15 protein-coding genes, 1 tRNA gene and 2 pseudogenes are annotated in these 23,944 nt (G+C 71.4%); 13 read left to right on the top strand and 5 right to left on the bottom strand.

Annotated features, from left to right (window positions below):
- Both GSY69_RS14690 and glgB read left to right on the top strand, forming a co-directional pair.
- Positions 1–484, top strand: a pseudogene (locus GSY69_RS14690) (hypothetical protein); the annotation flags it as partial.
- Positions 485–563: 79 nt separating this feature from the next.
- Positions 564–3,062: pseudogene (gene glgB / locus GSY69_RS09990) on the top strand (1,4-alpha-glucan branching protein GlgB); the annotation flags it as partial.
- Here the strand turns inward: glgB and treZ are convergent.
- The 3 genes from treZ to glgX all read right to left on the bottom strand — a co-directional run bounded on the left by treZ (position 3,059) and on the right by glgX (position 10,648).
- Entirely contained in the window at positions 3,059–5,530 is a 2,472-nt protein-coding gene (treZ, locus tag GSY69_RS09985) for a malto-oligosyltrehalose trehalohydrolase (protein WP_235936460.1), read from the bottom strand. The pseudogene glgB and the gene treZ overlap by 4 nt on opposite strands.
- Positions 5,531–5,636: 106 nt before the next feature.
- Complete coding sequence (locus GSY69_RS14220) at positions 5,637–8,417, bottom strand: alpha-amylase family glycosyl hydrolase (RefSeq protein ID WP_328698839.1); 2,781 nt, start codon at positions 8,415–8,417, stop codon at positions 5,637–5,639.
- Positions 8,414–10,648, bottom strand: a complete 2,235-nt coding sequence (gene glgX / locus GSY69_RS09975) for a glycogen debranching protein GlgX (protein ID WP_160953707.1) — start codon at positions 10,646–10,648, stop codon at positions 8,414–8,416. Before glgX ends, GSY69_RS14220 begins: the two co-directional genes overlap by 4 nt.
- 205 nt (positions 10,649–10,853) lie before the next feature.
- On the opposite strand from glgX, the gene GSY69_RS09970 reads away from it, so the two are divergent.
- The 10 genes from GSY69_RS09970 (at position 10,854) to GSY69_RS09925 (ending at position 20,839) form a co-directional block, all read left to right on the top strand.
- Positions 10,854–10,944: transfer RNA gene (locus tag GSY69_RS09970), tRNA-Ser, on the top strand.
- Positions 10,945–11,043: 99 nt separating this feature from the next.
- Positions 11,044–11,676, top strand: coding sequence for a hypothetical protein (locus tag GSY69_RS09965; protein WP_160953706.1), 633 nt, complete (start codon positions 11,044–11,046; stop codon positions 11,674–11,676).
- Positions 11,677–12,058: 382 nt separating this feature from the next.
- Entirely contained in the window at positions 12,059–12,745 is a 687-nt protein-coding gene (locus GSY69_RS09960; protein ID WP_160953705.1) for a C39 family peptidase, read from the top strand.
- A 384-nt stretch (positions 12,746–13,129) separates the two neighbouring features.
- Positions 13,130–13,855 carry a B3/B4 domain-containing protein gene (locus GSY69_RS09955; protein WP_160953704.1) on the top strand — a complete coding sequence of 242 codons (726 nt, stop codon included), beginning with the start codon at positions 13,130–13,132 and terminating at the stop codon, positions 13,853–13,855.
- A 133-nt stretch (positions 13,856–13,988) separates the two neighbouring features.
- The gene (locus GSY69_RS09950) at positions 13,989–15,104 is read left to right on the top strand and encodes an MBL fold metallo-hydrolase (RefSeq protein ID WP_160953703.1); all 1,116 of its coding nucleotides are present in this window, start codon (positions 13,989–13,991) and stop codon (positions 15,102–15,104) included.
- Positions 15,101–16,360 (top strand): C45 family autoproteolytic acyltransferase/hydolase, encoded by a 1,260-nt coding sequence (locus tag GSY69_RS09945; RefSeq protein WP_160953702.1) that lies wholly within the window; start codon positions 15,101–15,103, stop codon positions 16,358–16,360. Before GSY69_RS09950 ends, GSY69_RS09945 begins: the two co-directional genes overlap by 4 nt.
- Before the next feature lie 251 nt (positions 16,361–16,611).
- A complete protein-coding gene (locus GSY69_RS09940; RefSeq protein WP_160953709.1) occupies positions 16,612–17,307 on the top strand; it encodes a DUF5058 family protein in 696 nt (231 codons plus the stop codon).
- A gap of 10 nt (positions 17,308–17,317) precedes the next feature.
- Positions 17,318–18,049: a hypothetical protein gene (locus tag GSY69_RS09935; protein ID WP_328698838.1), complete on the top strand. Its 732-nt coding sequence runs from the start codon at positions 17,318–17,320 to the stop codon at positions 18,047–18,049.
- A gap of 118 nt (positions 18,050–18,167) precedes the next feature.
- The gene (locus GSY69_RS09930) at positions 18,168–19,403 is read left to right on the top strand and encodes an amidohydrolase (protein WP_160953700.1); all 1,236 of its coding nucleotides are present in this window, start codon (positions 18,168–18,170) and stop codon (positions 19,401–19,403) included.
- Positions 19,400–20,839 carry an amidase gene (locus tag GSY69_RS09925; RefSeq protein ID WP_160953699.1) on the top strand — a complete coding sequence of 480 codons (1,440 nt, stop codon included), beginning with the start codon at positions 19,400–19,402 and terminating at the stop codon, positions 20,837–20,839. Before GSY69_RS09930 ends, GSY69_RS09925 begins: the two co-directional genes overlap by 4 nt.
- 54 nt (positions 20,840–20,893) lie before the next feature.
- Here GSY69_RS09925 and GSY69_RS09920 read toward each other — a convergent pair whose 3' ends face one another.
- Positions 20,894–21,904 carry a hypothetical protein gene (locus tag GSY69_RS09920; RefSeq protein ID WP_160953698.1) on the bottom strand — a complete coding sequence of 337 codons (1,011 nt, stop codon included), beginning with the start codon at positions 21,902–21,904 and terminating at the stop codon, positions 20,894–20,896.
- Positions 21,905–22,020: 116 nt separating this feature from the next.
- Positions 22,021–22,707: a TetR/AcrR family transcriptional regulator gene (locus GSY69_RS09915; RefSeq protein ID WP_160953697.1), complete on the bottom strand. Its 687-nt coding sequence runs from the start codon at positions 22,705–22,707 to the stop codon at positions 22,021–22,023.
- 120 nt (positions 22,708–22,827) lie between these two features.
- Between GSY69_RS09915 and GSY69_RS09910 the strand changes: the two genes are divergently transcribed.
- Positions 22,828–23,944, top strand: a 1,117-nt coding sequence (locus GSY69_RS09910; protein ID WP_160953696.1) for an MMPL family transporter, incomplete at its 3' end; no start/stop codon positions are given.

Here is a 23,944-nt window from a genome sequence, read left to right as displayed (position 1 = left end):
CCTGGGCGGTCCGGGCGCCGACGGCGCCGCATGGCGGGCGCGCGGGGCGACGGTCAGCGCCGAGGAATTCGCCGAGTCGGCCGAGGCCGCGGCGGGTGCCGAGGCGCTCGCCGCCGAGCTCGGCGTCGATGCGCCCGAGGGTGCGCGGGCCGACAGTGTGCAGGCCGAGGGTGCGCAGGCCGGCCCCGATGCCGAGAGCGCCCCCGAATACGTGCATGCGCCCGAGCCCGGTTCCCATGAGGCAGCGGACGCCGCGGATGCGGCGGGCGACGAGGAGGCGGCAGGCGACGCGGAGGGTGCGAAGCGGGGGCCCGCCGACGCCGGCGACGCTGCCGCTCACGGCACTGGCCACGGTGAGGGCACCGCCGTTGACGACGCGGTTGACGATGACGCCGCCGACGATGACGCAGACGACGAGGCAGACGACGACGCTGACGATGAGGGCGATGCGCCCTTCGCCCCGAAGTCCGCGCGCCCGCACTAGCCCGCACGCCGACCCGCAGCGGACGACTCGATCTGGCGGTCGGCGGCCCGCGGACGCAAAGGAGACGCCCATGAGCAGCATCGATGCCCGGACCGCGCAGTCGGTCGCCGCGGGTGCCCACCACGCCCCGCACGGCGTGCTGGGCGCGCACGTCGTCGCGCGGGACTCGCAGACGCCGGGGGTGCCCGCCGGGCGCGGCATCGCCGTGCGCGCCGTGCGGCACATGGCCGATGCCGTCGACGTCATCGCGGACGGGCAGCGCTACCCGGCCCAGCACCTCGACGGCGGGCTGTGGGAGGCGCAGCTGCCGGGCGAGAAGGTCCCGGACTACCGCATCGAGGCGCGCTGGGGCGAGGACGTCGTGCGCGCCGATGACCCGTACCGCTTCCTGCCGTCGGTGGGCGAGGTGGATCTCCACCTCATCGGCGAGGGCCGCCACGAGCGGCTGTGGCAGGTGCTGGGCGCGCGGGTGCGCACCTACGAATCGGCAGACGGCGACATCCGCGGCACCGGCTTCACCGTGTGGGCGCCGAACGCACAGGCCGTGCAGGTCGTGGGCGACTTCAACGGCTGGGACGGGCGCGGGCACGCCATGCGCTCGCTGGGCTCGAGCGGCGTGTGGGAGCTGTTCGTGCCGGGTGTGGCCGAGGGCGCCGTGTACAAGTTCCGCATCCTCACCCGCGCCGGGCAGTGGATCGACAAGGCCGATCCCATGGCCCGCCAGACCGAGGTGCCCCCGCGCACCGCCTCGATCGTGGCCCACTCGACGTACCGCTTCGACGATGTCGACTGGGTCCTCGCCCGCGACCGCGGCGTGCCGGCGGAGGCGCCCATGAGCACGTACGAGGTGCACCTGGGCTCGTGGCGGCAGGGCCTGGGCTACCGTGAGCTCGCCGAGGAGCTCGTCGCCTACGTCAGCGCGCTCGGCTTCACCCACGTCGAGTTCATGCCGGTCGCCGAGCACCCGTTCGGCGGCTCGTGGGGCTACCAGGTGACGTCGTACTACGCGCCCACCTCGCGGTTCGGCAGCCCGGACGAGTTCCGCCACCTCGTCGACCGGCTGCACACGGCGGGGATCGGCGTCATCGTCGACTGGGTGCCCGCCCACTTCCCCAAGGACGCGTTCGCCCTGGCAGGCTTCGACGGCGAGGCGCTCTACGAGCATCCCGACCCGCGGCTGGGCGAGCACCCGGACTGGGGCACGCTCATCTTCGACTACGGGCGGCCCGAGGTGCGCAACTTCCTCGTCGCCAACGCGCTGTACTGGATCGAGGAGTTCCACATCGACGCGCTGCGCGTGGATGCGGTCGCCTCGATGCTCTACCTCGACTACTCCCGCGAGGACGGCCAGTGGCTGCCCAATGAGCACGGCGGGCGGGAGAACCTGCGCGCGATCTCGTTCCTCCAGGAGGTCACCGCGACCGTGGGCAAGTTGCACCCGGGCGCCGCGATCATCGCGGAGGAGTCGACGGCGTTCCCGGGCGTCACGGCCCCGACGTCGCAGGGCGGGCTCGGCTTCGACCTCAAGTGGAACATGGGGTGGATGCACGATTCGCTCAACTACATCGCGGAGGACCCGCTCTACCGCAGCTGGCACCACAACGAGATCACGTTCTCCATCGTCTACGCGTTCTCCGAGCACTACGTGCTGCCCATCAGCCACGACGAGGTGGTCCACGGGAAGGGCTCACTGCTGCGCAAGTTTCCCGGTGACCGCCGCCAGCAGCTGGCGGGCCTGCGCGGCTTCTTCGCCTACCAGTGGGCGCACCCGGGCAAGCAGCTCATCTTCATGGGCTCCGAGTTCGGCCAGGAGGCGGAGTGGAACGAGGCGCACGGCCTCGACTGGTGGCTCGCCGATGACCCGGGCCACGCCGGCCTCAGGGAGCTCGTCGCCGATCTCAACGAGTTCTACCGCGGCGAGCCCGCGCTGTGGGAGCAGGACGCCGCTGACGCCGGATTCCAGTGGCTCAACGGCGCGGATGCGCAGGGGTCCGTCATCTCGTTCGTGCGCTGGTCCGCCGACGGCCGGCCGGTCGCGTGCGTCATCAACTTCTCCGGTTCGAACTATGCCGACTACCGGATCCCCCTGCCGTTCGCGGGGGTGTGGCGCGAGCGCGTGAACACCGACGCGGCGGCCTACGGCGGCTCGGGCGGCGGCAACATGGGCTGGATCAGCGGCGAGGACGCGGCGTTCGGCGGGTTCGAGGCGTCGGCGTCGATCGTGCTCCCGCCGTTCGCGGCCCTGTACTTCACGCCGGACGACACCGAGGGCGCTGCCGGGGCCGACGAGGCACCGGCCGATGTCACGGCAGCCGTCCCGGGGGCGGTGACCCCGGGGGCAGCAGCCCCGGTGGCAGTGGCCCCGGCCCCGCAGACCCAGGCCACTGCCCCGCAGACCCAGGCCACTGCACCGCAGACCCAGGCCACTGCACCGGAAGCCGAAGGCCCGCAGGTCGAGGCCCCGGCCCCGCAGGTCGAGGCCTCAGCTCCGCGGGCCGTTGCGGCCGCTGCGCCGGATGCCGCGGCCTCGACGGGATCGTCGCGCTGGGACGGGGGCCCGCGCAGCGCCCGCCCCTAGTTCGCGGCGAGCTGGACGGCGAGTGCCCGGCCCGGTTCGACGACCACGCGGGCGGTGCCCTCGGCCGCCGGGGCGCGCGCCTCGTCTGCCGCCCCTCCGGTGCGGACGGCTGGTTCGCCGGCGAGGACGGCGGCGGTGTCGAGAAGGACATGCGCCACGGGTCGTGGCAGGTCGAAGACCGCCGGCGCCGCACTGGTTCCCGGGGTGGCCGGGTTGGCCAGCACCACGAGCTCGGCGCCGATGCGCCAGCCGATCCCCGCGGCCGGAGGCGCGGCACCGCCCCCCTGGGTCGCCGCGGGAGCGGCGCCGTGCCGGTTCCCGTCGAGGTTCGGCTCGGAGGAGGTCGGAACCGCATCCGCGAGTGCACCGCCGGCGTCGGCCTCGCCCGCGCGCGCCGTGGCCGCGGAGTCCTCGGGCAGCGGGAGGCCGGCCGCTTCGCCGGCCGGCGCTGCAGGGGCGCCCGTGCCCCCAGCCTGGGGGGCCGGAGCCTCCGAGCCCGCAGCCTGGGAGACCGGTGCCGCTGGGGCGGAGGCCGGCTCCTGCGCGGGGAGGCCGCGGAAGACCTCGACGTCGGAGAACCGGGTGCCGCGGTATTCGGCGCGCGACATGCGCAGCCCGATGAGCCGCCGGTAGAGGCGCAGCATCGAGGCATGGGGCTCGGCAGCGCGCTCGGACCAGTCGAGCTTCGAGCGCTCGAAGGTCTGCGGATCCTGTGGGTCGGGCACCGCCGAGGCGTCCCAGCCCATCGCCGCGAACTCGCCCCTGCGCCCCTGCGAGACGGCCTCGCCCAGCCACTCCTCGCGGTGGTCCGTGAAGAACTGCCACGGGGTGGACGCGGCCCACTCCTCGCCCATGAACAGCATGGGCGAATTGGGGCCCAGGAGCAGGAACGTCGCCCCCACGCCCAGGTTGCCCAGCGCGGCGGCCTCCTGCCCGGTCGCACCGGCGGGTTCGGCTCCATGACCTACGGCGCCCGTCTGCTGCGGCAGGCGGTCGCCCGCCGCGCGGTTGCCCACCTGATCGTGGTTCTGGATGCTCACGACGAGCTGCTCCGGCCGGGCGGCGGCGAGGTCGAGGGGCCGGCCGTGCTCCCGGCCGCGGAACGTCGAGTACGTGCCGTCGTGGAAGAACCCGGACTGCAGCACCTTCGGCAGGGCGCCCGGGGCCGCGAAGTCGCCGTAGTAGCCCACGTCCTCACCGGTCAGGGCCACGTGGACGGCGTGGTGGAAGTCATCGCTCCACTGCCCGTCCAGGCCGAGCCCGCCTGCCCCGGCGCCCAGTTCGCGGCGCTTCGCGATCGTGGCGGGGTCGTTGCGATCGGACTCCGCGATGAGCGTGATGGGCCGCCCCAGCCGGTCGGAGAGCTCGGCGCAGAGGATCGCCATGTCCTCGAGGATCGGGACGGCGCGCGCGTCGACGAGCGCGTGCACGGCGTCGAGACGGAAGCCGTCGACGCCGTAGTCCTGGGCGAACATCGTGAGCACGTCGAGAATGTAGGCGCGCACCTCATCCGAACCGGGCCCGTCCAGGTTGATCGACTCGCCCCAGGGGTTGCTCGCCGCCGCGTGCAGGTAGGGCCCGAACGCGCTCAGGTAGTTGCCCGAGGGGCCCAGGTGGTTGAACACGACGTCCTGGACGACGGCGAGCCCGCGTGCGTGGGCCCCCTCAACGAACCGGCGGTAGGCGGTGGGACCGCCGTAGGGCTCGGCCACGGCGAACCACTGCACTCCGTCGTAGCCCCAGTTGTGCAGGCCCGCGAAGGCGTTGACCGGCAGCAGTTCGACCCACCCGATCCCCAGGTGGGCCAGGTAGTCCAACCGTTCGACTGCGGCGTCGAGCGTGCCGGCCGGGGTGAACGTGCCGATGTGGAGCTCGTAGATGGGCGCGCCGTCGGCCAGCGCGGCGGGGCGCGGCGGCACGGGCGCTGCGGGGGCTACGACCGCCGAGACTTCGGCGACCCTGGTGCCCGTGGTCCCCGTGGTGTCCGCAGGCTGCGCGTCGCGGTCGGCCGTGCTGTCCCCGCAGTCCGCGCCGTGTTCGAGGGCCGAGGGGCCGTGGGGGCCATACGGCGCTCGCCGGCCCCTCGGATCCGGGAGCAGGGCCGGGCTGTCGTCGATGAGGAAGCCGTATTCCAGACGCCCCGGCGCATCCTTGGGGCCCGCGTCCGTCCCGCACGCGGGGGCGCCCCCGGCCGCGGCGCGCGCGAGTTCCTGCGGCACCGCGGTGAGCGACCACCACCCATGCGAGTCCGGGGCCTGCGCGAGCTCGAGCACCTCGAAGCCCGCCGCCGCCAGCTCGGAGAACTCGAACGGCGCGGCCCGGTAGCCCTCGGCTCGGGAAGGGGCGGTGCGCCAGGCGAGGCGGACGCGCTGCGCGCTCGGAGCCCACACCCGGAAGCTGCCGGGCACCTGCCGCCCAGCCGCCGAGGCGCTGGACGACCAGTCGTGGGCGAGGTCCGTATCCGTCATGGGGGCTCCCTGTGGTTGGGGTGGCAGTGCGGTCAGGCGGTCGGGCAGGCGGGCCGGCCGGGCAGCGCACGGGCGGCGGCGAGCGCGGCGGTGCCGGCTGCGCGCGTCACCGGATGCGCTCCAGCACGGCGACGGGCAGCAGTCGGAGCAGGTCCGCGGCGGCGTGGTCGCCGCCGTCGAACTCTGCGCCCGTGATGACGTCGCGCCAGCGCTGGCCGGGCGGCAGGGCCACCTGGGTGTCGCCCCAGCCGCCTAGGTCGGCCAGCGTGATGGGCATGCGGGTTCCCACGAGCGCGAGCTGGCCCTCGGAGCCGAAGGCGAACGCGAGCACGTGCTTGGCGCCGAAGCCGCTGGCCTCGAGGGGCGCGGCCGCGGGCGCTGCGAAGACGTCGCGGCGCTCCCGGCGCAGGTGGAGCAGGGCGCGGGTGAGGGCCAGCTTGACTGCCCCCGTCTCCCACGCCGCATCGTCGGCCCAGAACCCCAGGCTCGGATAGTCCCGCGCGCTGCGCGCGGCGGCGTCCGCGGCCTGCCAGGCGGGCAGGCCGGCGAGGATCTCGCGGCGCTTGGCGTAGTCCACGGGGCGCCGGTTGTCCGGGTCGACGAGCGACTGCTCCCACAGCTCCGTGCCGTTGTAGACGTCCGGCACGCCGGGGGCCAGCAGCTGGAGGGCCTTGGCGACGAGAGCATTGGACCAGCCCCCGGAGCGGATGCGGGCATCGAACGAGGCGATCCGCCCGCGCACGCCGGGGTCCTTCGCGCACGCGGCGGCGAGCTCGTCCACGGAGTGCTCGAAGTCCAGGTTGGGCTGCGTCCACGTGGTCTGCTCACCCGCCTCGCGGGCCGCCTTGAGCACGTAGTCGCGGATGCGGTTCTCACCCAGGGGCCAGGCGCCCAGCACGGCCTGCCAGACGAGCATCTCGAAGCTCGTGTCGACGGTGGCCGGGCGCGCGCCCGCCAGACTCGCGTTGACGCCGAAGGCCAATTCCCCGGCGGCCACCTCGGAGGCGTCGGCCGCGAAGTCGAGCGGGCACAGCTCGCGCACGTGGGCGAGGAACTGCGCGAACTCGCCGGGCACCTCGGCGATGGCGAGGATGCGCGCCCGGGTGTCCTCACCGCGCTTCGTGTCGTGCGTGGTCAGGGAGTTCAGCCCCGCCGGGGACTCCTCCGCACGGCGGGCGAGTTCCGCGCCCAGCGCGGCGGGGGAGTGCGGGTCCGCGGGAGTCCCGCCCACCTCGTTGAGGGCCGTGAGGGCGCAGTAGCGGTAGAAAGCGGTGTCCTCGACGCCCTTGGCCATGACGGCGCCGGTGGTCTGGGCGAAGCGCACCGCCACCGGATGGTCCGCGGTGGTGAGGAGCACGCCCAGGTAGGACAGCAGCCGGTTCGAGGCGATGCGCGACTGGGCGGTCGAGCGCACGCGCGACAGCGCCGAGCGGATGACCTGGCCGTCGCGGCTGAGCGGCGGCAGGGCCTGGGCATCGATCCGCCCATCGAACTCGGCGAGGAAGTGGTCGCGATCGGCGCGGGTGGGCGCGTAGACGCGGTAGACGGGCAGCGAGGCGGTGATGAGCGCGAAGACGTCCGCGAGCTGCTCGGGATCGACGGGGCGGCCCGCGCCGGCGATGCCCTCGGCCGCCTCGGCGGCGGCCAGCGGGTCCGTGCCGATCGCCTGGTGGGCGGCCTCATCGAGCCGGTCCCAGCCGCGCGCGCTGTCGCGTGCGAGGCGCAGCATCTCCGCGGTGAGCGGCCCGGAGGAGAACTCGGACTTCGCCTCGTTCTCCAGCTGGGCGAGAACACCGCTCACGGCGGTGGGGTGGCGCTGGAGGCGCTTGCCGCTGCCGGCGATGTCGAGCCCCGTCTCCTCGTCCAGGCTGCCGCCGGCGGACAGGTGCTGGCGCAGCGCCTCGATCTGGAAGAAGCCGCCGTGATGGGTGAGCGCGCCGTCGATGGCGGCGATGAGCTCATAGCCGGTGGTGCCGGCGGTGGCCCAGTGCGCGGGCAGCGCCTCGCGCTGCTCGCCGGGGCCCAGCGCGAGGATCTTCTCCACGACGACGTAGGCGCCGGTGAGCTCCCGCAGCCACGCGAGGTAGCCGGCGGGATCGGCCAGGCCGTCGATGTGGTCGATGCGCAGCCCGTCGACGAGCCCGGCGGCGAACCAGGACTCGATCTCCGCGTGGGTGGTCTCGAAGACCTCCCGGTCCTCCACGCGCACCCCGGCGAGGCTGCGGATGGTGAAGAAGCGGCGGTAGTTGAGCTCCCAGTCCTCGTGCGTCCAGTGCACGAGCCGGTAGTGCTGGCGCTCGTGCAGGGCCTGCGGTTCGATGCCCTCGGACACGGTGGCGGGGTCCACCGGGTAGAGCGCGTCGTAGATCTGCAGGGCGGGCCTGCCCCGGTGCTCGACGATCTCCAGGTGCTCGAGGTCCGCGGCCTCGCCCAGCTCCGGCAGGATGATCGTGCCGTCGGCGGCGTCGAAGTCGATGTCGAACATGGCCGCGTGCTCGGAGTCGCGGCCGTAGGTGAGCACGTCCCACCAGTAGGGGTTGGCGGCCGGCACGCCGACGCCCATGTGGTTGGGCACGATGTCGACGAGGATGCCCATTCCGTGGGCGCGCGCCGTGCGGGAGAGCGCCTCGAGGCCCTCGCGGCCGCCGCGCGCGGCATCCACGCGGGTGGGGTCGACGACGTCGTAGCCGTGCTCCGAACCGGATTCGAGGATGGGGGAGACGTAGAGCCAGTCCACCCCGAGCGCGGCGAGGTAGTCCACCTGCTCCGCGGCGTCGAAGAGAGTGAAATCGGGGGTGATCTGCAGCCGGTAGGTCGAGGCCGGGGGCAGGTGCCCGCGCGGGCAGCCGATGCGCGACCGGTCCGCCGCGCCCGAGGCGCCGGTCACGACTGCGCCCCCGTCGCCTCGGCCGGGGCATCCCCGGCGGCGTCTGCGCTGTCTCGCTCCTCAGTGGCGCGGCCCAGCTGCTGGGCCACGGAAGCGGCCGGCGAGGTCTGGTGCGACGGCGAGGGGCGCGGGTCCTTGAGCACGAGCATGGACTTGCCGCTCACGCTGATGCTCGCGCCTGCGTCCACGCGGGTGCCGGGGTCGCAGATGCCGGCCGTGTCGATTTCCACCTGCCAGCTGGGGGCGTAGTCCTCACTCGGCATGACGAAGCTGACGGGGGCGAGGTCGGCATTGAAGAGGATGAGGAAGTCATCGTCGCGGATGGGGTTGCCCCGGCGGGTGGTGCCGGTGATCCCGTCGCCGTTGAGGTAGACGCCGATCGCCTTGGCGAACGAGGTGTTCCAGTCCGTCACGATCATCTCGTCGCCGTCCGTGTTGAGCCACACGAGGTCCGGCAGGGGCTGGTCCGTGTCCGAGCGGACCACCTGGCCGTCGAAGAAGCGCGAGCGGCGGAACGTGGGGTGCTCGGCGCGCAGCCGGAAGACCTGGGCGGTGAATTCGAGGAGCGACTGGTCCGCGTGCTCCCAGTCGATCCACGACAGCTCCGAGTCCTGGCAGTAGGCGTTGTTGTTGCCCTGCTGGGTACGGCCCAGCTCATCGCCGTGGCTGATCATGGGCACGCCCTGGGACAGCGCGAGGGTGGCGATGAAGTTGCGCTGCTCGCGGGCGCGCAGCGTGAGGATCTCCTCGTCGTCCGTGGGGCCCTCGACGCCGTGGTTCCACGAGCGGTTGTGGGACTCGCCGTCGTTGTTGTCCTCGCCGTTGGCCTCGTTGTGCTTCTCGTTGTAGGACACGAGGTCCGCCAGGGTGAAGCCGTCGTGGGCGGTGACGAAGTTGACGCTGGCGAACGGCCGGCGCCCGGAGTTGGCGTAGAGGTCCGCGGACCCGGAGATCCGGGAGGCGAATTCGCCCACCGTGGAGGGCTCGCCGCGCCAGAAGTCGCGCACGACGTCGCGGTACTTGCCGTTCCACTCCGACCACAGGGGCGGGAAGCCGCCCACCTGGTAGCCGCCGGGCCCGATGTCCCAGGGCTCCGCGATGAGCTTGACCTGGCTGACGATGGGGTCCTGCTGGATGAGCTCGAAGAAGGTCGAGAGGCGGTCCACGTCGTAGAACTCGCGGGCGAGGGCGGCCGCCAGGTCGAACCGGAAGCCGTCCACGTGCATCTCCGTCACCCAGTAGCGCAGGGAGTCCATGAGCAGCTGGAGCGAGTGGGGCATCCGGACGTTGAGCGTGTTGCCGGTGCCGGTGTAGTCCATGTAGTGCTCCGGGTCGTCCTCGACGAGCCGGTAGTAGTGGGCGTTGTCGATGCCGCGGAAGGAGATGGTGGGGCCCAGGTGGTTGCCCTCGGCGGTGTGGTTGTAGACGACGTCGAGGATGACCTCGATGCCCGCACGGTGGAGGGCGCGGACCATGCCCTTGAACTCCTGGACCTGCTGGCCGTTCTGGCCGGAGGAGGCGTAGGCGTTGTGCGGGGCCAGGAAGCCGATCGTGTTGTAGCCCCAGTAGTTGCGCAGGCCCTCGTCCTGGAGGCGCTGGTCCTGGACGAACTGGTGGACCGGCATGAGCTCGATCGCGTTCGCGCCGATCTTCTTCAGGTGCTTGATGACCGCGGGGTGGGCCACGCCCGCGTAGGTGCCGCGCAGCTCGGGCGGGACCTCCGGGTTGAGCTCCGTGAGGCCCTTGACGTGCGCCTCGTAGATGACGGACTGGTAGTACGGGTGATCCGGGTGCTGGTCGTCCTGCCAGTCGAAGAAGGGGTTGATGACGACGGCGAGCATCATGGAGTCCGCCGAGTCGTCCTCGTTCATGCCGGCCCCGTCCTCACCCAGCGGGTAGGAGAACATGGGCTGGCCCCATTCGATCTGCCCGGACACGGCCTTGGCGTAGGGGTCGAGGAGGAGCTTGGCGGGGTTGCAGCGCAGGCCGCGGGCGGGATCGTACGGGCCGTGGACGCGGTAGCCGTAGAGCTGACCGGGGGCGATCTGCGGGATGTAGCAGTGCCAGACGTCCGCGTCCTTCTCCGCGAGCTCAACGCGGGTCTCATTGCCCCACTGGTCGAACAGGCACAGCTCGACGCGCTCCGCCGGCTCGGAGTAGATCGCGAAGTTCGTTCCGGTGCCGTCGTACGTGGCTCCCAGGGGGTACGAGGTGCCCGGCCAGATCTGCATGCGCTCTCCTTGTGAGTCGGGGCCTCGGAGCCCGCGGCGCAGAGGGCGCGCGCGGCGCTGATGCCACGGTGACAAGGGTACTCAACGGCGCGGACACGGGGCGCCGCGCCCGGGGACGGGTGGGGGACAAGTAGCCCGCGCCTGCGCCGGCGGTGTGGAACAATGGCAGGCGCGCCCGCGGCCGCCGTTTCACGGCCGCGTGCCGGGTGAGTTGACAGAGCGGCCGAATGTGACGGTCTTGAAAACCGTTGATGGGCAACCCCCATCCCAGGGTTCGAATCCCTGACTCACCGCCACGGTGCCCTACCGTCCACTGCGCCGTTCGGGTGCCCTCCGGTCCGCGGCGCCCTTCGACCACCGGTGCCGGATGAGCCGCCGTGCCGTACGATCCGCCTATGAGGGCGAGGGCGGCACGACCGGGCCGGTTGGGCAGCCGACCGCCGCGGAAGCTGCGGCGGACCCGCGGGATCGTCCTGTTCACCGTACTGACGACCGCGGGCCTATTCGTCTCCGGCTGCGGACTCCAGCAGTGGACGCAGGGACAGCCGCCCCCGGAGCGCACCCCGCAGGGCGCCTTCACCGCCGGCCCTGCCCGCACCGGGCTCGCCCGGGAGTCGAGCGTGGCGGCGGGGGACTGGGCCGATGTCCTCCCGGACGTCTCGGTGCGGGCGACGCTGCGCATCGTCAAGGCGGCCGCTCGCGAGTGCACGGACACCGGCACGTGCTCTAGGCGCGTCGTCCGGGCAACCGTCACGCTGGAGAACCGGAGCGCCGGCTGGATCGACTTCGGCTCGACCGGCAGCGAGCTCATCTCGGGCGCCGAGCTCGACTCGTTCTCCGGTTCCCTCAACGACTCGTCCCTGCGGATCTCCGCGGACCAGGCCCCGCGGGTGCGCGCCGGGGCGCGCGGGACGTGGACGGCGGACTTCCTCGTGCCCAAGGACCCCCGCGTCGGACTGCGCCTGACCTTCAGCTTCGAAGACGACATGACCCGCACTGCGACCTTCGAGGGCCGCCTCCGGGGTTGAGCACCGGGTCGCGGACCGCGGTCACCAGGAAATCCTCCGATCTGCGAATGGTTCCGTGAGACCGCATCTCGGAGTGCTCCGCAGGGCGGAATCCCAGGTGGGAGCACCTGCAGGGAACTCCCAGAGTCCATTCGGTCAGTCGCCGCGCCACCGCACCCGGCACCGCACCCGGCACCGCTGCTCCCGGGTGCGCACACCCCGGCGTGTCGCATTCCTGGGTGATTCCTGTGTGTCCGCCGTCACCGGTTGCGAACACATCGTGGCTGGTGAGGGGATGGATTGCGGATGCCGGTGCGGAACCTCGCACCTCGTCCGCCAGCGGTTGGAGATTCCGGCCGCCGGAGCTCGATGACCCAGAAGCCATGCGAAAGGACTCGAGAACATGACTGCCACCGCGCTGAAGACCAGCACCCCCGTCCGCCGCCGCCTTGCGGCACTCGGCACGGCAGGTGCGATCGCCTTCGGCGGAGGCGCAGCCCTCTCCGCAGCGATCGACAGCTCCCCGGCCGCGGCCGCCGAGCAGACCACCCAGCACGCCGATGCGCAGAAGTCCTCCAACGGACAGCTCGTCGCGATCAACCAGTTCAGCACCGGCCTCGGCACGCAGGACGTCGACTGCGGCCCGGCCGCCGTCGCCTCCGCGATGCTGGCCCAGGGCGCCACGCCCAAGGCCTGGAACGCCGATGCACCCGCCGGCGCCGTCAAGCAGATCCGGGCCGACATCGGCTCGAACGGCGCGACCGTCGGATCCCAGCTGGTGAGCGCGCTCGGCGCTCAGGATGTGAAGGCGAACAACGACACCGACTTCACCGGGGCGCTCGACCAGGTGCGCAAGGGCAAGACCGCCATCGTCAACGGTGAACTCCAGCTGGCCCCGTACAGCTATGGCTACACGCCCAGCCACAGCGTTGCCCACTGGATCACGGTCGCCGACTACGACGCGTCGTCGAAGACCTTCACCGTCCTGGACTCCAACGACGGCAAGAAGCACACGGGAGTCACGCAGGCCGGTCTGGAGAAGTTCCAGGCGGGCGTGGGCAGCGGCCAGGACCAGGTGGTCGTCGGGTGATCACCCCGTGAGTCGCACTGCGCCGTCAGCCCCTGACGAGTAGCGCACCCGTGGCTGCTACCTACACCGCGCCCGAGGTGCGGGTCGGCATTCGCCCGACCCGCACCTCGGGCGCGGTGGCGCGTGGGCCGCTGCCGGGCCGCCCACCGTGAGCGGTTCAGCCGGGTGCCGTCACCCGGTCATGGGGGTAGCCGGTGGTCGATTTCGTACGGTCCAGCTGTGCTGAACCGAACAGGATCGACCGTTCACCGGTGGACCATGCCGGCGGCCGCGAACCGCGGGAGAATCGGTGATGAGCGGGAGGGGCGGCCCCCTCCCCCTTCCCGGCGCCAGTGACACTCCGCCCGCGCCCACCGCTCTGCCCGCCCTGCCGAAAGGACCGCCATGACCAGCGCAGATGCCACCACTCTGCAGGACTTCCTCGCCGCCGCCCGCGTGGACGAGGCGGTCTTCGAGCTGCGCCCGGACTATCGGGTGCTGCTGCTCGCGGTGGAGGGGATCGGCCCCGCGCCCAGCGATGCGACCAGCGAGGCACTGCTGGCCGCGGCCGAAGCCGGCGCGGCTGCCGCCCTCCGGGACACGCCCGTCGAGGAGCTGCCCCACATCGCGGCGTGGCGCGAGGCCTACCGCGCGTTCGGCGCCAAGCCGCAGCGCACCCGCAACAGCCTCGAGGCGCTCACCCGCCGCGCGCCGGACGGCCTGCCGCGCGTGAACCGGCTGACGGACGTCTACAACGCCGTCTCCGTGGCCCACCAGATCCCCCTGGGCGGTGAGGATCTGGCGAAGTACCAGGGCGCCCCGCACCTGGTGCGCGCCGCCGGAGACGAGGACTTCGACGTCGTGGCAGACGGTGAGGTCGCAATCGAGCACCCGGCCGCCGGCGAGGTCGTCTGGCGTGATGACGTGGGTGTGACCTGCCGGCGCTGGAACTGGCGCCAGGGACTCCGCACCCGCCTGGACGAGCAGACGACGAGTGCGCTGTTCATCCTCGACCTCCTGGCGCCCGTGAGCGATGAGCAGGCCCACGCGGCCGCCGACGAGCTCGTCGAGCAACTGCGCGGCACCGGCCCCGCGCCGGTGACGGCGCGCCGGCTCATCGGGCGGGCATAGCGCGCAGTGGATCGCCTCGCCCCGATTGCCGCGCCTGCTGACACACCGGTGTGAGCTGGGGCATACAGTGGACTGGCGAAGGCGCGGCGGTGGGAGCAGATCCGCCCGCGCACCGAACGAAAGGGCGGGGTCGATGCCGATCGAAGGTCTGAGCCGGAACCAGGAGACGGCCTGGAAGGAGCGGACGCTGCCGCAGGTCGAGCAGGTGGCGGAGGCCACCTGGGCCATCCCCGTGCCGATCCCGGACAACCCGCTCGTCTACACCTACTGCTACGCCCTGGGCGAGGACCGGGGCGTGAGCCTCATCGACCCCGGCTGGGACGGGTCGGAGCAGCTGGCCGCGCTCACGGCCGGGCTGCAGTCGGCCGGGTACTCGCTGCGCGACGTCAACGGCGTGGCGATCACCCACTACCACCGCGACCACATCGGCCTCGTGCCGGCGCTGCTCGCCGCCAACCCGGACATGTGGCTCGGCATCCACGGCCAGGACCTCAAGAGCCTGCGCGCCTTCCGCGACCGGGAGAAGTCGCTGCGCACGGGGACCGCGAAGGGCGTCGACATCGCCGCGGAATACGGGGTGCCCGCCGAGCGCCGGCACGAGATCCTGGGTCCCGAGCGCGCGCCCGCGGGGACCGGGTCCGATGCGGCGCAGCGCCCCACGAAGGACGCCGTGGACTACCAGATCCCGCAGCTGCCCGAGGGCATCACCCTGCTGGCCGACGGTTCGCCGCTGCCGCTGTCCGGGCGCACGGTGCGCAGCATGTGGACGCCGGGGCACACGTACGGCCACACCGCGTTCCGCGAGGACGAAGGAGCGCTCTTCTACTCCGGTGACCACGTGCTGCCCACGATCACCCCGAACATCGGCCTGGACTCCGGCTTCATCACGCACAGCCTGGCGAACTACCTCCGCTCGCTCGAGCGCATGGGCGAGCTGCCCGCCGAGACCCGCGTGCTCCCCGCCCACGGCTTCCGCTTCGCGGGGCTCAACGAGCGCGCCCGTGAGATCGACGAGCACCACCGCGTGCGCCTCGAGGAGATCCGCACCCGCGCCGAGGACACCGAGGACCACAGCGTCTACTCGCTTGCCCAGGGTCTGCACTGGTCGCGCGGCTTCGAGGCGCTCCACGGCTTCAACCTCTTCGCCGCCCTCGCGGAGACCGCCGCCCACATGCACTACCTGGGCATGCCCGTGGGCAGCCACGACCCGGCCTCCGAGGCCGAGGTGCGCGCGGGGGTGGAGCTGTGACCTCGCTGCCCGATCCCCTGGCGGGCCTGCGCGGCGGCCAGGCCGGTTCGCAAACGGCCGACGGCTCGCGCCCGTCCGCAGGTTCGCCCGCGGCCCCGGGCTCGCCCGCCGCGCCGGAGGCGGGCCGCGGGTCCGGCCGAGCCGGCTCCGCGCCCGTCGACGCCTCCCAGGTCAAGACCACGACGCTGCACGTCCACGGCGCCGATGCGCGCTCGCGCGGCCTCCAGCGCGCCGCGCAGGCCGCCGCTCGGATCCGCGCCACCGCCCGCGGCTACGACGAGCTGTTCGCCCACTACGACATCTCCCAGCGCCAGGTGCGCGAGGCCGGCCACGCCTCGCTCGACGCCCTGCGGGCCTGGGACCCGGAGCAGTTCGCGGAGGTCAGCGCCGTTGCCACGGGCTCGGGCATGCAGGTGACCGACCTCGCCTCGACCGTGGCCCGCACGGAGATCCTCACGCTGGCGGACAAGTCCCGCCCCCAGCCCAGTGAGTGCTCGACGGTGGGCTGGCAGGCGCCGGGTGCCTCGGCGGCGGCCCAGACGTGGGACTGGCACGCGGAGTTCGCGGCCTGCTGGCACTACCAGCGGGTGAGCGCCCTGCCCGGCGAGGTCGACCACGCGGGGTTCGCGGAATACGGCATGCTCGGCAAGATCGGCATGAACGCGGCGGGCGTGGGCGTCATCCTCAACATCCTCAACCACCGCGACGATGCGCCGGGCGGGGTGCCCGTCCACGCCGTGCTCGCCGGGCTGCTCGCCCGGGCCCGGACCGCCGCCGAGGCGGTGGAGCTCATCCGCTCGGCCGGCACCACCTCGTCGTCCGTGCTCACCGTGGTCGATCCCGACACCGTCGTCATGGTGGAGATCTCGCCCCACGGCACGGCCGCCCACAGCCAGCCCGGCTGGGCCGGCCACACGAACCACTTCCTCTTCCCCGAGGTGGCCGAGGGCGGCATTCCGCTCTCCGGCACGAGCCGCTCGGAGGAGCGACTCGCCTCGGTCACCGGCCGCTGCGAGGGCGCCGGGCCGCCCGCGGATGCCGACGCGCTCATCCCGCTGCTGGCCACCGACCCGGCCGCGGGCCTCGTCTCGCAGGTCCCGGCGCCGGATGCGCCGTTCGGGAAGCGGACGGCCACCCTCGTGACAGTGCGGCTCGACCCCGCGCTGCGCCGGGCCCGCCTGAGCCCCGGCATCCCGCAGTACGCGCACCGGGCCACAGCCGAGTTCGTCCTCGACCCGCCCGAGCGCGCTGACTGAAGCATCCAGGGATAACAAGATTCAGTGGGACGTTACTTCTATGTAAATAGCGGATGGCCCATCAATCAAAATGAATTCGGTCACATACGGTGGTGTCTTGATGCTTTCGCACCGATCTGTTCTCAGTTCGCCGCGATCGTAAGCGGTCGTCCGCTTCCCGAGCCAAGGAGCACTACGTGATTGATGATGCAGCGGCGCGACACGCGATATTCGCTGCGCGAAACTCGGACAATATTGGTTCGATCGCAAACATGCCGATCCTGTGGATTCTGGCTGTCGCCGTCTTCGCGGTGATTATCGTACAATCCGTCATATATTTCGTGGCAGTCAAGCGCAACGCCGCGGGTGCTGACATGTCGCAAGCAGAGGTCAACCGATCTTTCCGCGCGGGGGCAGTGGCGGCGATCGGCCCCTCGCTTGCTGTCGTCCTTGTGTCGATCGCACTCTTGCCTCTATTCGGTACGCCACCCGTCCTGGTTCGGGTCGGTCTCATCGGGTCCGCTGCGACCGAAGTGGCATCAGCGTCAATCGCCGCGGGGACGATGGGCGCGCAGCTGGGTGATGCCAGCTATACCCAAGATGTCTTTCTCGTGGCGCTTTTCGCTATGAGCCTTTCTGGCGCCGGGTGGATGCTTGGCACTCTCATCCTTACCCCTGTTCTGACGAAAGGGAGCGACAAGCTTTCGCGAGTGAATCCCGCGCTGATGGCAATCGTGCCGTCCTCGGCACTACTCGCCGCGTTCGCGACGCTCACCGTGACGGAGATTCCGAAGTCGATGGTGCACATCGCGGCGCTTCTAGCTTCTGCAGCGGCGATGGCCGTCTGTTTGTCAATTGCGAAAGCATTTAGTGTCTCGTGGCTCCGCGAATGGGCACTAGGTATAGCGATAGTCGCGGGATTGGGCTGTGCCTATGTTGCACACTCCGCAGGTTTGGGGGCAGCGTGAAGGGGGGGCAGTGACTTTTACGGCCGAGCAGGATCGGATTCACGGAGCCTATACCCGTGCTACCAATCGTTGGGGTATGGTAACGCTGTTTGTGGGCTTTCTGCTCGCTACTTCGCTCCCATTTATTCTCTATGTCACCACCGGAATTCACCCGACCATCGGTCAGATAGTCACCGCATTCGTTGCTGTCGCTGCGGTCTACGGCGCATTTTATGTGCTCGAACCGATTACGTATTTTCCGATTCTGGGCCCAGCTGGCATGTACCAGGCGTTCATGATTGGCAACATCTCAAATAAACTTCTGCCTTCTGCCATCGTCGCTCAGTCGACAATCAAGGCGGTGCCCGGAACGCGGAAGGCTGCGTATTCGTCTACTGCGGCCATCTGCGGTGCGGCGCTCGTTCACGTAGCTTCGATGCTCATCCTCGTGGGAATCTTCGGAACAGTGATCGTATCCATCACGCCCCCGGCCATCACTGAGGTCGCCAGATTGTACATACTCCCTTCCATTCTTGGGGGAGTGCTCGTGCAGCTTATCGCAACGCTCAAGCAGGTCCGTGCCACTGTTATTGCAATAGCGGTGGCACTCCTCATCGTTCTCGTCGTAGTACCGCATTCCCCAAAAATTGTCTCTTCTTTTGCCACGGCCCTGGCTGTATTCGTGACAGTCGGCTTAACGTGGGCCTTCCGCAGTCGCGGTGGAAAACCCGATGAAACCGGTGATTCTGCTCTTATCAACTAGTGGGATCACCACAGCTTCAGTGGACACCGGAAGGTTCTCGTTCGAACGTGCCGGGAACGCATTCAGGACTGAGAGACTGAGAGACTGTACGAACGATTCGCCCCCCGAGAGGACCCTCATGGCCATCGCCCCCGAACTCACCGCCGCACTCGACGCCGATATGCCCGCAGTCGTGGCGACGTACAAGGACTTCCACGCCACCCCCGAGCTGTCGATGCAGGAGCACGAGACGGCGCAGAAGATCCGGGCGCGCCTCGACGAGCTGGGCTATGAGACCTTCGCCTCGGGCGGCACCGGCGTGGTGGGCGTCCTGCGCAACGGCGACGGGCCCACGATCGCCTACCGGGCGGACACCGATGGCCTGCCGATCGCCGAGGACACCGGGCTGCCGTTCGCCTCGCAGGCCACCGGCACGCTGCCCGACGGCTCCGAGGCCCCCGTCATGCACGGCTGCGGCCACGACACCCACATCACGGTGGGCCTCGAGACCGCCGTGCTGCTGGCCGGCCACCGCGATACCTGGTCCGGCACGATCGTCTTCCTCTTCCAGCCCGGTGAGGAGACGGGGGCAGGGGCCAAGGCAATGGTCGACGACGGCGTGTGGGACCGCGCCCCGCACCCGGAGGCGGTCTACGGCCAGCACGTGTGGCCCGCCCTGGCCGGCACGGTCTCCACCTCGAGCGGCACCGCGATGGCCATGGCGGACTCCTACGAGGTCGTCGTCCGCGGCCGGCAGGCCCACGGCTCCCAGCCGGAGGCCGCGATCGACCCGATCGTGCTGGGCGCGTTCATGATCACGCGCCTGCAGACGGTTGTGTCCCGCGAGGTGGGGGCCCGGGAGATGGTCGTGCTCACGATCGGGCGCTTCAACGGCGGGCTCAAGGAGAACATCATCCCCGCCGAGGCCCGGTTCACGATCAACACCCGCACGTTCGACCCGGCCGTCCGCGCCCACGTCGAGGAGGTCATCGGGCGGATCGTCCGCGCCGAGGCCCAGGCCTCCGGTGCCCCGGAGCCGGAGATCCGCAAGCTCTACGACTTCCCCGAGTGCTACAACGACCCGGAGCTCACCGCCGACTTCTTCGACGTCGTGCGCGCGGAGCTGGGCGCGGAGCAGGCCGTGGAGGTCCCGCCCGCCACCGGTTCGGAGGACTTCGGGCGCTTCGGGCAGGCGGTCGGCGCCCCGGCCGTCTACTGGTTCTTCGGCAGCCAGACGCCGCAGGCCCTCGCCGCGGAGAACGTGCCGAGCAACCACTCGCCGCACTTCGCGCCCACGGACATCGAGACGACGCTGCGCACCGGCGTGCGCGCCGCCCTCGCGGTCCTGACGAGCCGGCTGCGGGCCGCGCGATGAGTGAGCTGACGTGGCTGAGCACGCGCGAGCTGGCCGGCCTCATGGCGGCGGGCGAGCTCAGCGCCGTCGAGGCCGTGCAGGACCACTTCGCCCGCATCGACGAGGTCAACGGGACCATCAACGCGATCGTGACGACGGATCCCGAGGGCGCGCTCGCCGCGGCCCGTCGGACCGACGAGGCGCGGGCGAGCGGGCAGTCCCTTGGAACCCTGGCAGGGGTGCCGCTGACGCACAAGGACACGCACGACACCGCTGGCATGCGCACCACGTACGGCTCGCCGCTGTTCGCGGACCACGTGCCCGCCGGCACCAGCCTCATCGTCGAACGGCTGCGGGCGGCCGGCGCGATCACGACGGGCAAGTCCAACGTCCCCGAGTTCGCCGCCGGCTCGCACACGTTCAACCCCGTCTTCGGCACCACCCGCAATCCGTACAACACCGCGAAGTCCGCCGGCGGCTCCTCCGGCGGCGTGGGCGCAGCGCTGGCCGCGGGCATCCAGGCCAGCGGCGACGGCTCCGACATGGGCGGCTCGCTGCGCACGCCCGGTTCGTTCGACAACGTCGTGGGCTTCCGGCCCAGCAACGGCCGCGTCCCGCACACACCGCCCGGCGACCCGTGGGCGTGGCTCGCCCAAACGGGCGTCATGGGGCGCACGACCGGCGATGTGGCGCTGCTGCTGGTGGCCGTGGCGGGCCCGCACCCCCTGGGCCCTGCGTCCATCGCCGAGCCCGGCTCCGTGTTCGACCTGCCGGAGTTCGCGCTCGGCGCCGCCTATGAGCCCTCGCTCTCCGGGCTGCGCGTGGGCTTCGCGCCGGACTTGGACGGTGCGGTCGTGGCCGAGCCCGAGGTGCTGGCCGTGGTCCGCTCCGCCGCGCCGGTGCTCGAGGGGCTGGGCGCACGGCTGGACGAGGCGTGCATCGACCTCACCGACGCCGCGGAGGTCTTCGACGTCCAGCGGTCCTACGACTTCGCGGCGCTCCACGGGGACAAGCTGCGCGCGCACCGTGGGGAGATCAAGGACGCGGTCGTGTGGAACACGCAGCGCGGCCTCGACCTCACGGTCGGCCAGCTCGTGGCCAAGGACCGGGCGCGGGCCCGCCTCATGGAGGCCGTGGAGGCGTTCTTCGCCGGCCACGACGTCCTCGTGTGCACGACCGCCCAGGTGCTGCCCTTCGATGCGGACCTCGAATACCCCGAGCAGATCGCGGGCACCCGCATGGAGACCTACCTCGACTGGATGCGGGCGGCGACGCTGATCTCCGCGACCGGGTGCCCGGCGGTGTCCGTGCCCGCCGGGTTCTCCGCGGACGGGCTGCCCGTGGGCATCCAGCTCGTGGCCCGCCCCGGCGCCGACGTCGACCTGCTGCGCGCGGCGCACGCGTTCGAGGCCGCCACGGGATTCGCCCAGCGCCGCCCCCCGCTGCCGGGGGAGTAGGCGCGGCCGGGCCGCTGGCACGCGGAGGGCGGGGAGCCGGGGCGAGCGGCCCGCTCAGTCCTCCTGCGCGTCGGCCTGGGCGATGGCCTCGCCCACCCCGCCCCCGGCCAGGGCGTCATAGGCCAGCGGCAGGATGTCCGCGTCCTCGATCGAGCCCAGCAGCAGCATCATCGGCACGACGTCCACGCCCTCGACCGCGAACTGCAGATAGGGCTGGCCCAGGCGGGGATCCTCGTCCTCGAAGGCCCCGGAGTCCGGGTCGCCGTAGCGCCAGGCACCGCGGCCGGCGCGGCGCAGGGCCTCGCCCGCAAACGACATGGCGCCGGTCAGGTACTCCTCACCGGCGTCCTCGATGAGCTCGTCGACGGTGTCGTAGCGCGCCTGCAGCTGCCGGCCCAGCCGGTCGAGCGACGCGCGGTCGAAGTCCCAGTCGTCGCCGGCCTGGCTGTCCACCCACTCCGCGATCGCGGGCTCGACCGTGGGCAGGAAGTCCGCGAGGAAGTCCCGCTCCCCGTCGCTGATCTGGGCGGCCGCGTCGAAGGGCGCGCTGACGGTGCCCTCGAGGCCCGTGCAGGAGCGGCGCGGCGGCTGGTCGTCGAAGCCCTCGAGCACCTCGGCGTAGGCGGAGATGAAGACATCGCCGGAGCGCACGGACAGCGCCGTCATGAGCAGCTGGACGAGGTCGACCGGCTCGCCCTGCTCGTTGCCCGTGGCCGAATCGGGGCGGATGAACGGCATCGCGGCGGGGTCGGCGCCGGAGTCGTCGAAGTCCCAGCGGCCGCCGAACGCGCGCAGGAACACCTCGCCCACGTAGCGCAGCACGCCCTCGGAGAACGCCTGGTATTCGGGTTCGGCGGCCTGCTCCGGGGATTCGAGCTCGGAGAGGGCGAAGGCCTCGACGTAGGGCAGCGACTGGGGGGAGTAGTCCTTGAGGAAGTCGTACTGCGCGCTGCCGTCCTCCGCGCTGTCGTCTTCGACGGTGACGGCGTCCGGCAGCTCATCGGCGACGAAGGCCGGCAGGCGGACGGGCATGTTGGCGATGAAGGCATCGAATTCGGCGCTCATCCGCCCAGCCTATCGGCCGCGCCCCCGCCCCGTCAGGCCCGGCGGCCTCTCAGGCCCTGCCGCTCCCTCGGGCCCCACGGCCTCTCAGACCCTGCCGCCCGTCAGGCCCGGCGGCCTCAGTCGATGTCGATGAACCCGAGCAGCACCTGCACCGTGCTCTTCGCATCGGCCTGCACGTCGGCCTGGCCGATGCCGCCGGTGATCGCGTCCATCTGCGATTGGCGGGCGACGGCGGCGAGGATCCGCAGCAGGTCGAGCGAGGGGATCGTCGAGCGGCACCCGTGCCTGCCCAGCGTGGTCTCGACGATCTCCGCGATCGTGCGCAGCTGGGCGTCCATGAGCTGCTGGTACTTCGAGCGCAGCTCGGGCACGCGCACGGTGTAGAGCTCGATCTCCTTCTCGCACACGGTCCACTCGGCGCTCGCGGAGCCCACGGGGATGGGCCGCTTCTCCTCGAAGATGCGCAGGGCGGTCGCGGCGATCTCGCGGCGGCGCGTATCCGGGTCGGCCGTGGCCAGCGATTCGAACTCGCCGCACGGACGGTCCTCGCCGTGCTCGTATTCGATGTGATCGCGCAGCTCGCTGGTCATGCGCTCGATCGCGTAGTCGATGACGGCGAGGACCAGCTCGTCCTTCGACTCGAAGTTGGAGTAGAACGCGCCGCGGGTCATGCCCGCGGCCTCGCAGAGCTGCTCGATCGATGCCCCCGCCACCCCGCTGTGGGCGAAGACGGTGATCGCGGCGCGAATGAGCTTCTCGCGCGTGCGCTGCCTGCGCTCGGTGATCTGGCCCGTGATCGTCACTGTCGTCCCCTCTCGTTCCGCCGCCGAGGCGCCCGCCGGGCGGGCTCGCTTGCAATCCGCGGCCGCCTGCAGAACAATACACTACTGTATTCAATACACCTCTGTATCGAGAGGGCCTTCGTGTCGTCATTCCTCTATGAGCTGGGCCGCACTGCGTTCCGCAGGCGCAAGACATTCGCCGCGGCTTGGCTTGTCATCCTCGTCCTCCTGGGCGGCTTCGTCGCCGCCTTCAAGAACGACTTCTCCGACAGCTTCACGCTCCCGGGCTCGGAGAGCCAGGAGGCCCAGGACTCCCTCAAGCTCACGTTCCCCCAGGCCTCCGGGGCGGCCGGCTCGATCATCGTCGTGGCCCCCGAGGGCCAGAAGGTCACGGACAGGCAGTTCCGCTCCGCGATCGGCGACGCCGTCGACCGGGTGGACGACTTCGACCACGTCGAGTCCGCCACCTCACCGTTCTCCAAGCGGGTCAAGGGCGGCGTCTCCGAGGGCGACCGCGCGGCGATCATCAACATCTCCTACGACGACGACTACCAGGCGCTGCCGGAGACCGTGAAGTCCGACCTGCTCACCGAGGTCGACCACATGAAGCAGGAGCTGCCGAACGGCACCCAGGTTGCCCCCGGCGGCGACATCTTCAAGGTCACCGGCATGCACGTGTCCTGGGTGGAGGGCCTGGGCGTCGCGATCGCGTTCGTCGTCCTCCTCTTCACCTTCGGCTCCGCGCTCGCCGCCGGCATCCCGCTCGTCACCGCGATCCTGGGCGTGATGCTTGGCCTCATGCTCATCGTCGCGTCCACCGCGTTCGCGGACGTCTCCTCGACGGCGCCCATGCTCGCGCTCATGCTGGGCCTGGCGGTGGGCATCGACTACGCGCTCTTCATCATCTCCCGAGCCCGCAGCCTGCTGCGCGACGGACTCGAGCCGGAGGAGGCGGTCGCCCGCGCGCTCGCCACCGCCGGCTCCGCCGTCGTCTTCGCGGGCATGACCGTCATCATCGCGCTCGTGGGCCTCATGGTCTGCCGCATGCCCTTCCTCACCGTCATGGGCTTCGGGGCCGCCGGAACCGTGGCGGTCGCGGTCCTCGTGGCGCTCACGCTGGTCCCGGCGCTCATGGGCATGCTGGGCAAGCGGCTCATCCCGCGCTCCGTCCGCCGCGCCCGCGCCCGCGCCGAGGCCCGCGGAGAGGCCGAGCCGGCCCGCGCCTCGGGAGCGGAGCCCGTGGCCGGCCCCGGCGCGC

Source organism: Brevibacterium rongguiense (assembly GCF_009857845.1).
GTDB lineage: Bacteria > Actinomycetota > Actinomycetes > Actinomycetales > Brevibacteriaceae > Brevibacterium > Brevibacterium rongguiense.
Note: the sequence above shows the minus strand (reverse complement) of the source record. Positions and strands in the feature narration are given on the sequence as shown.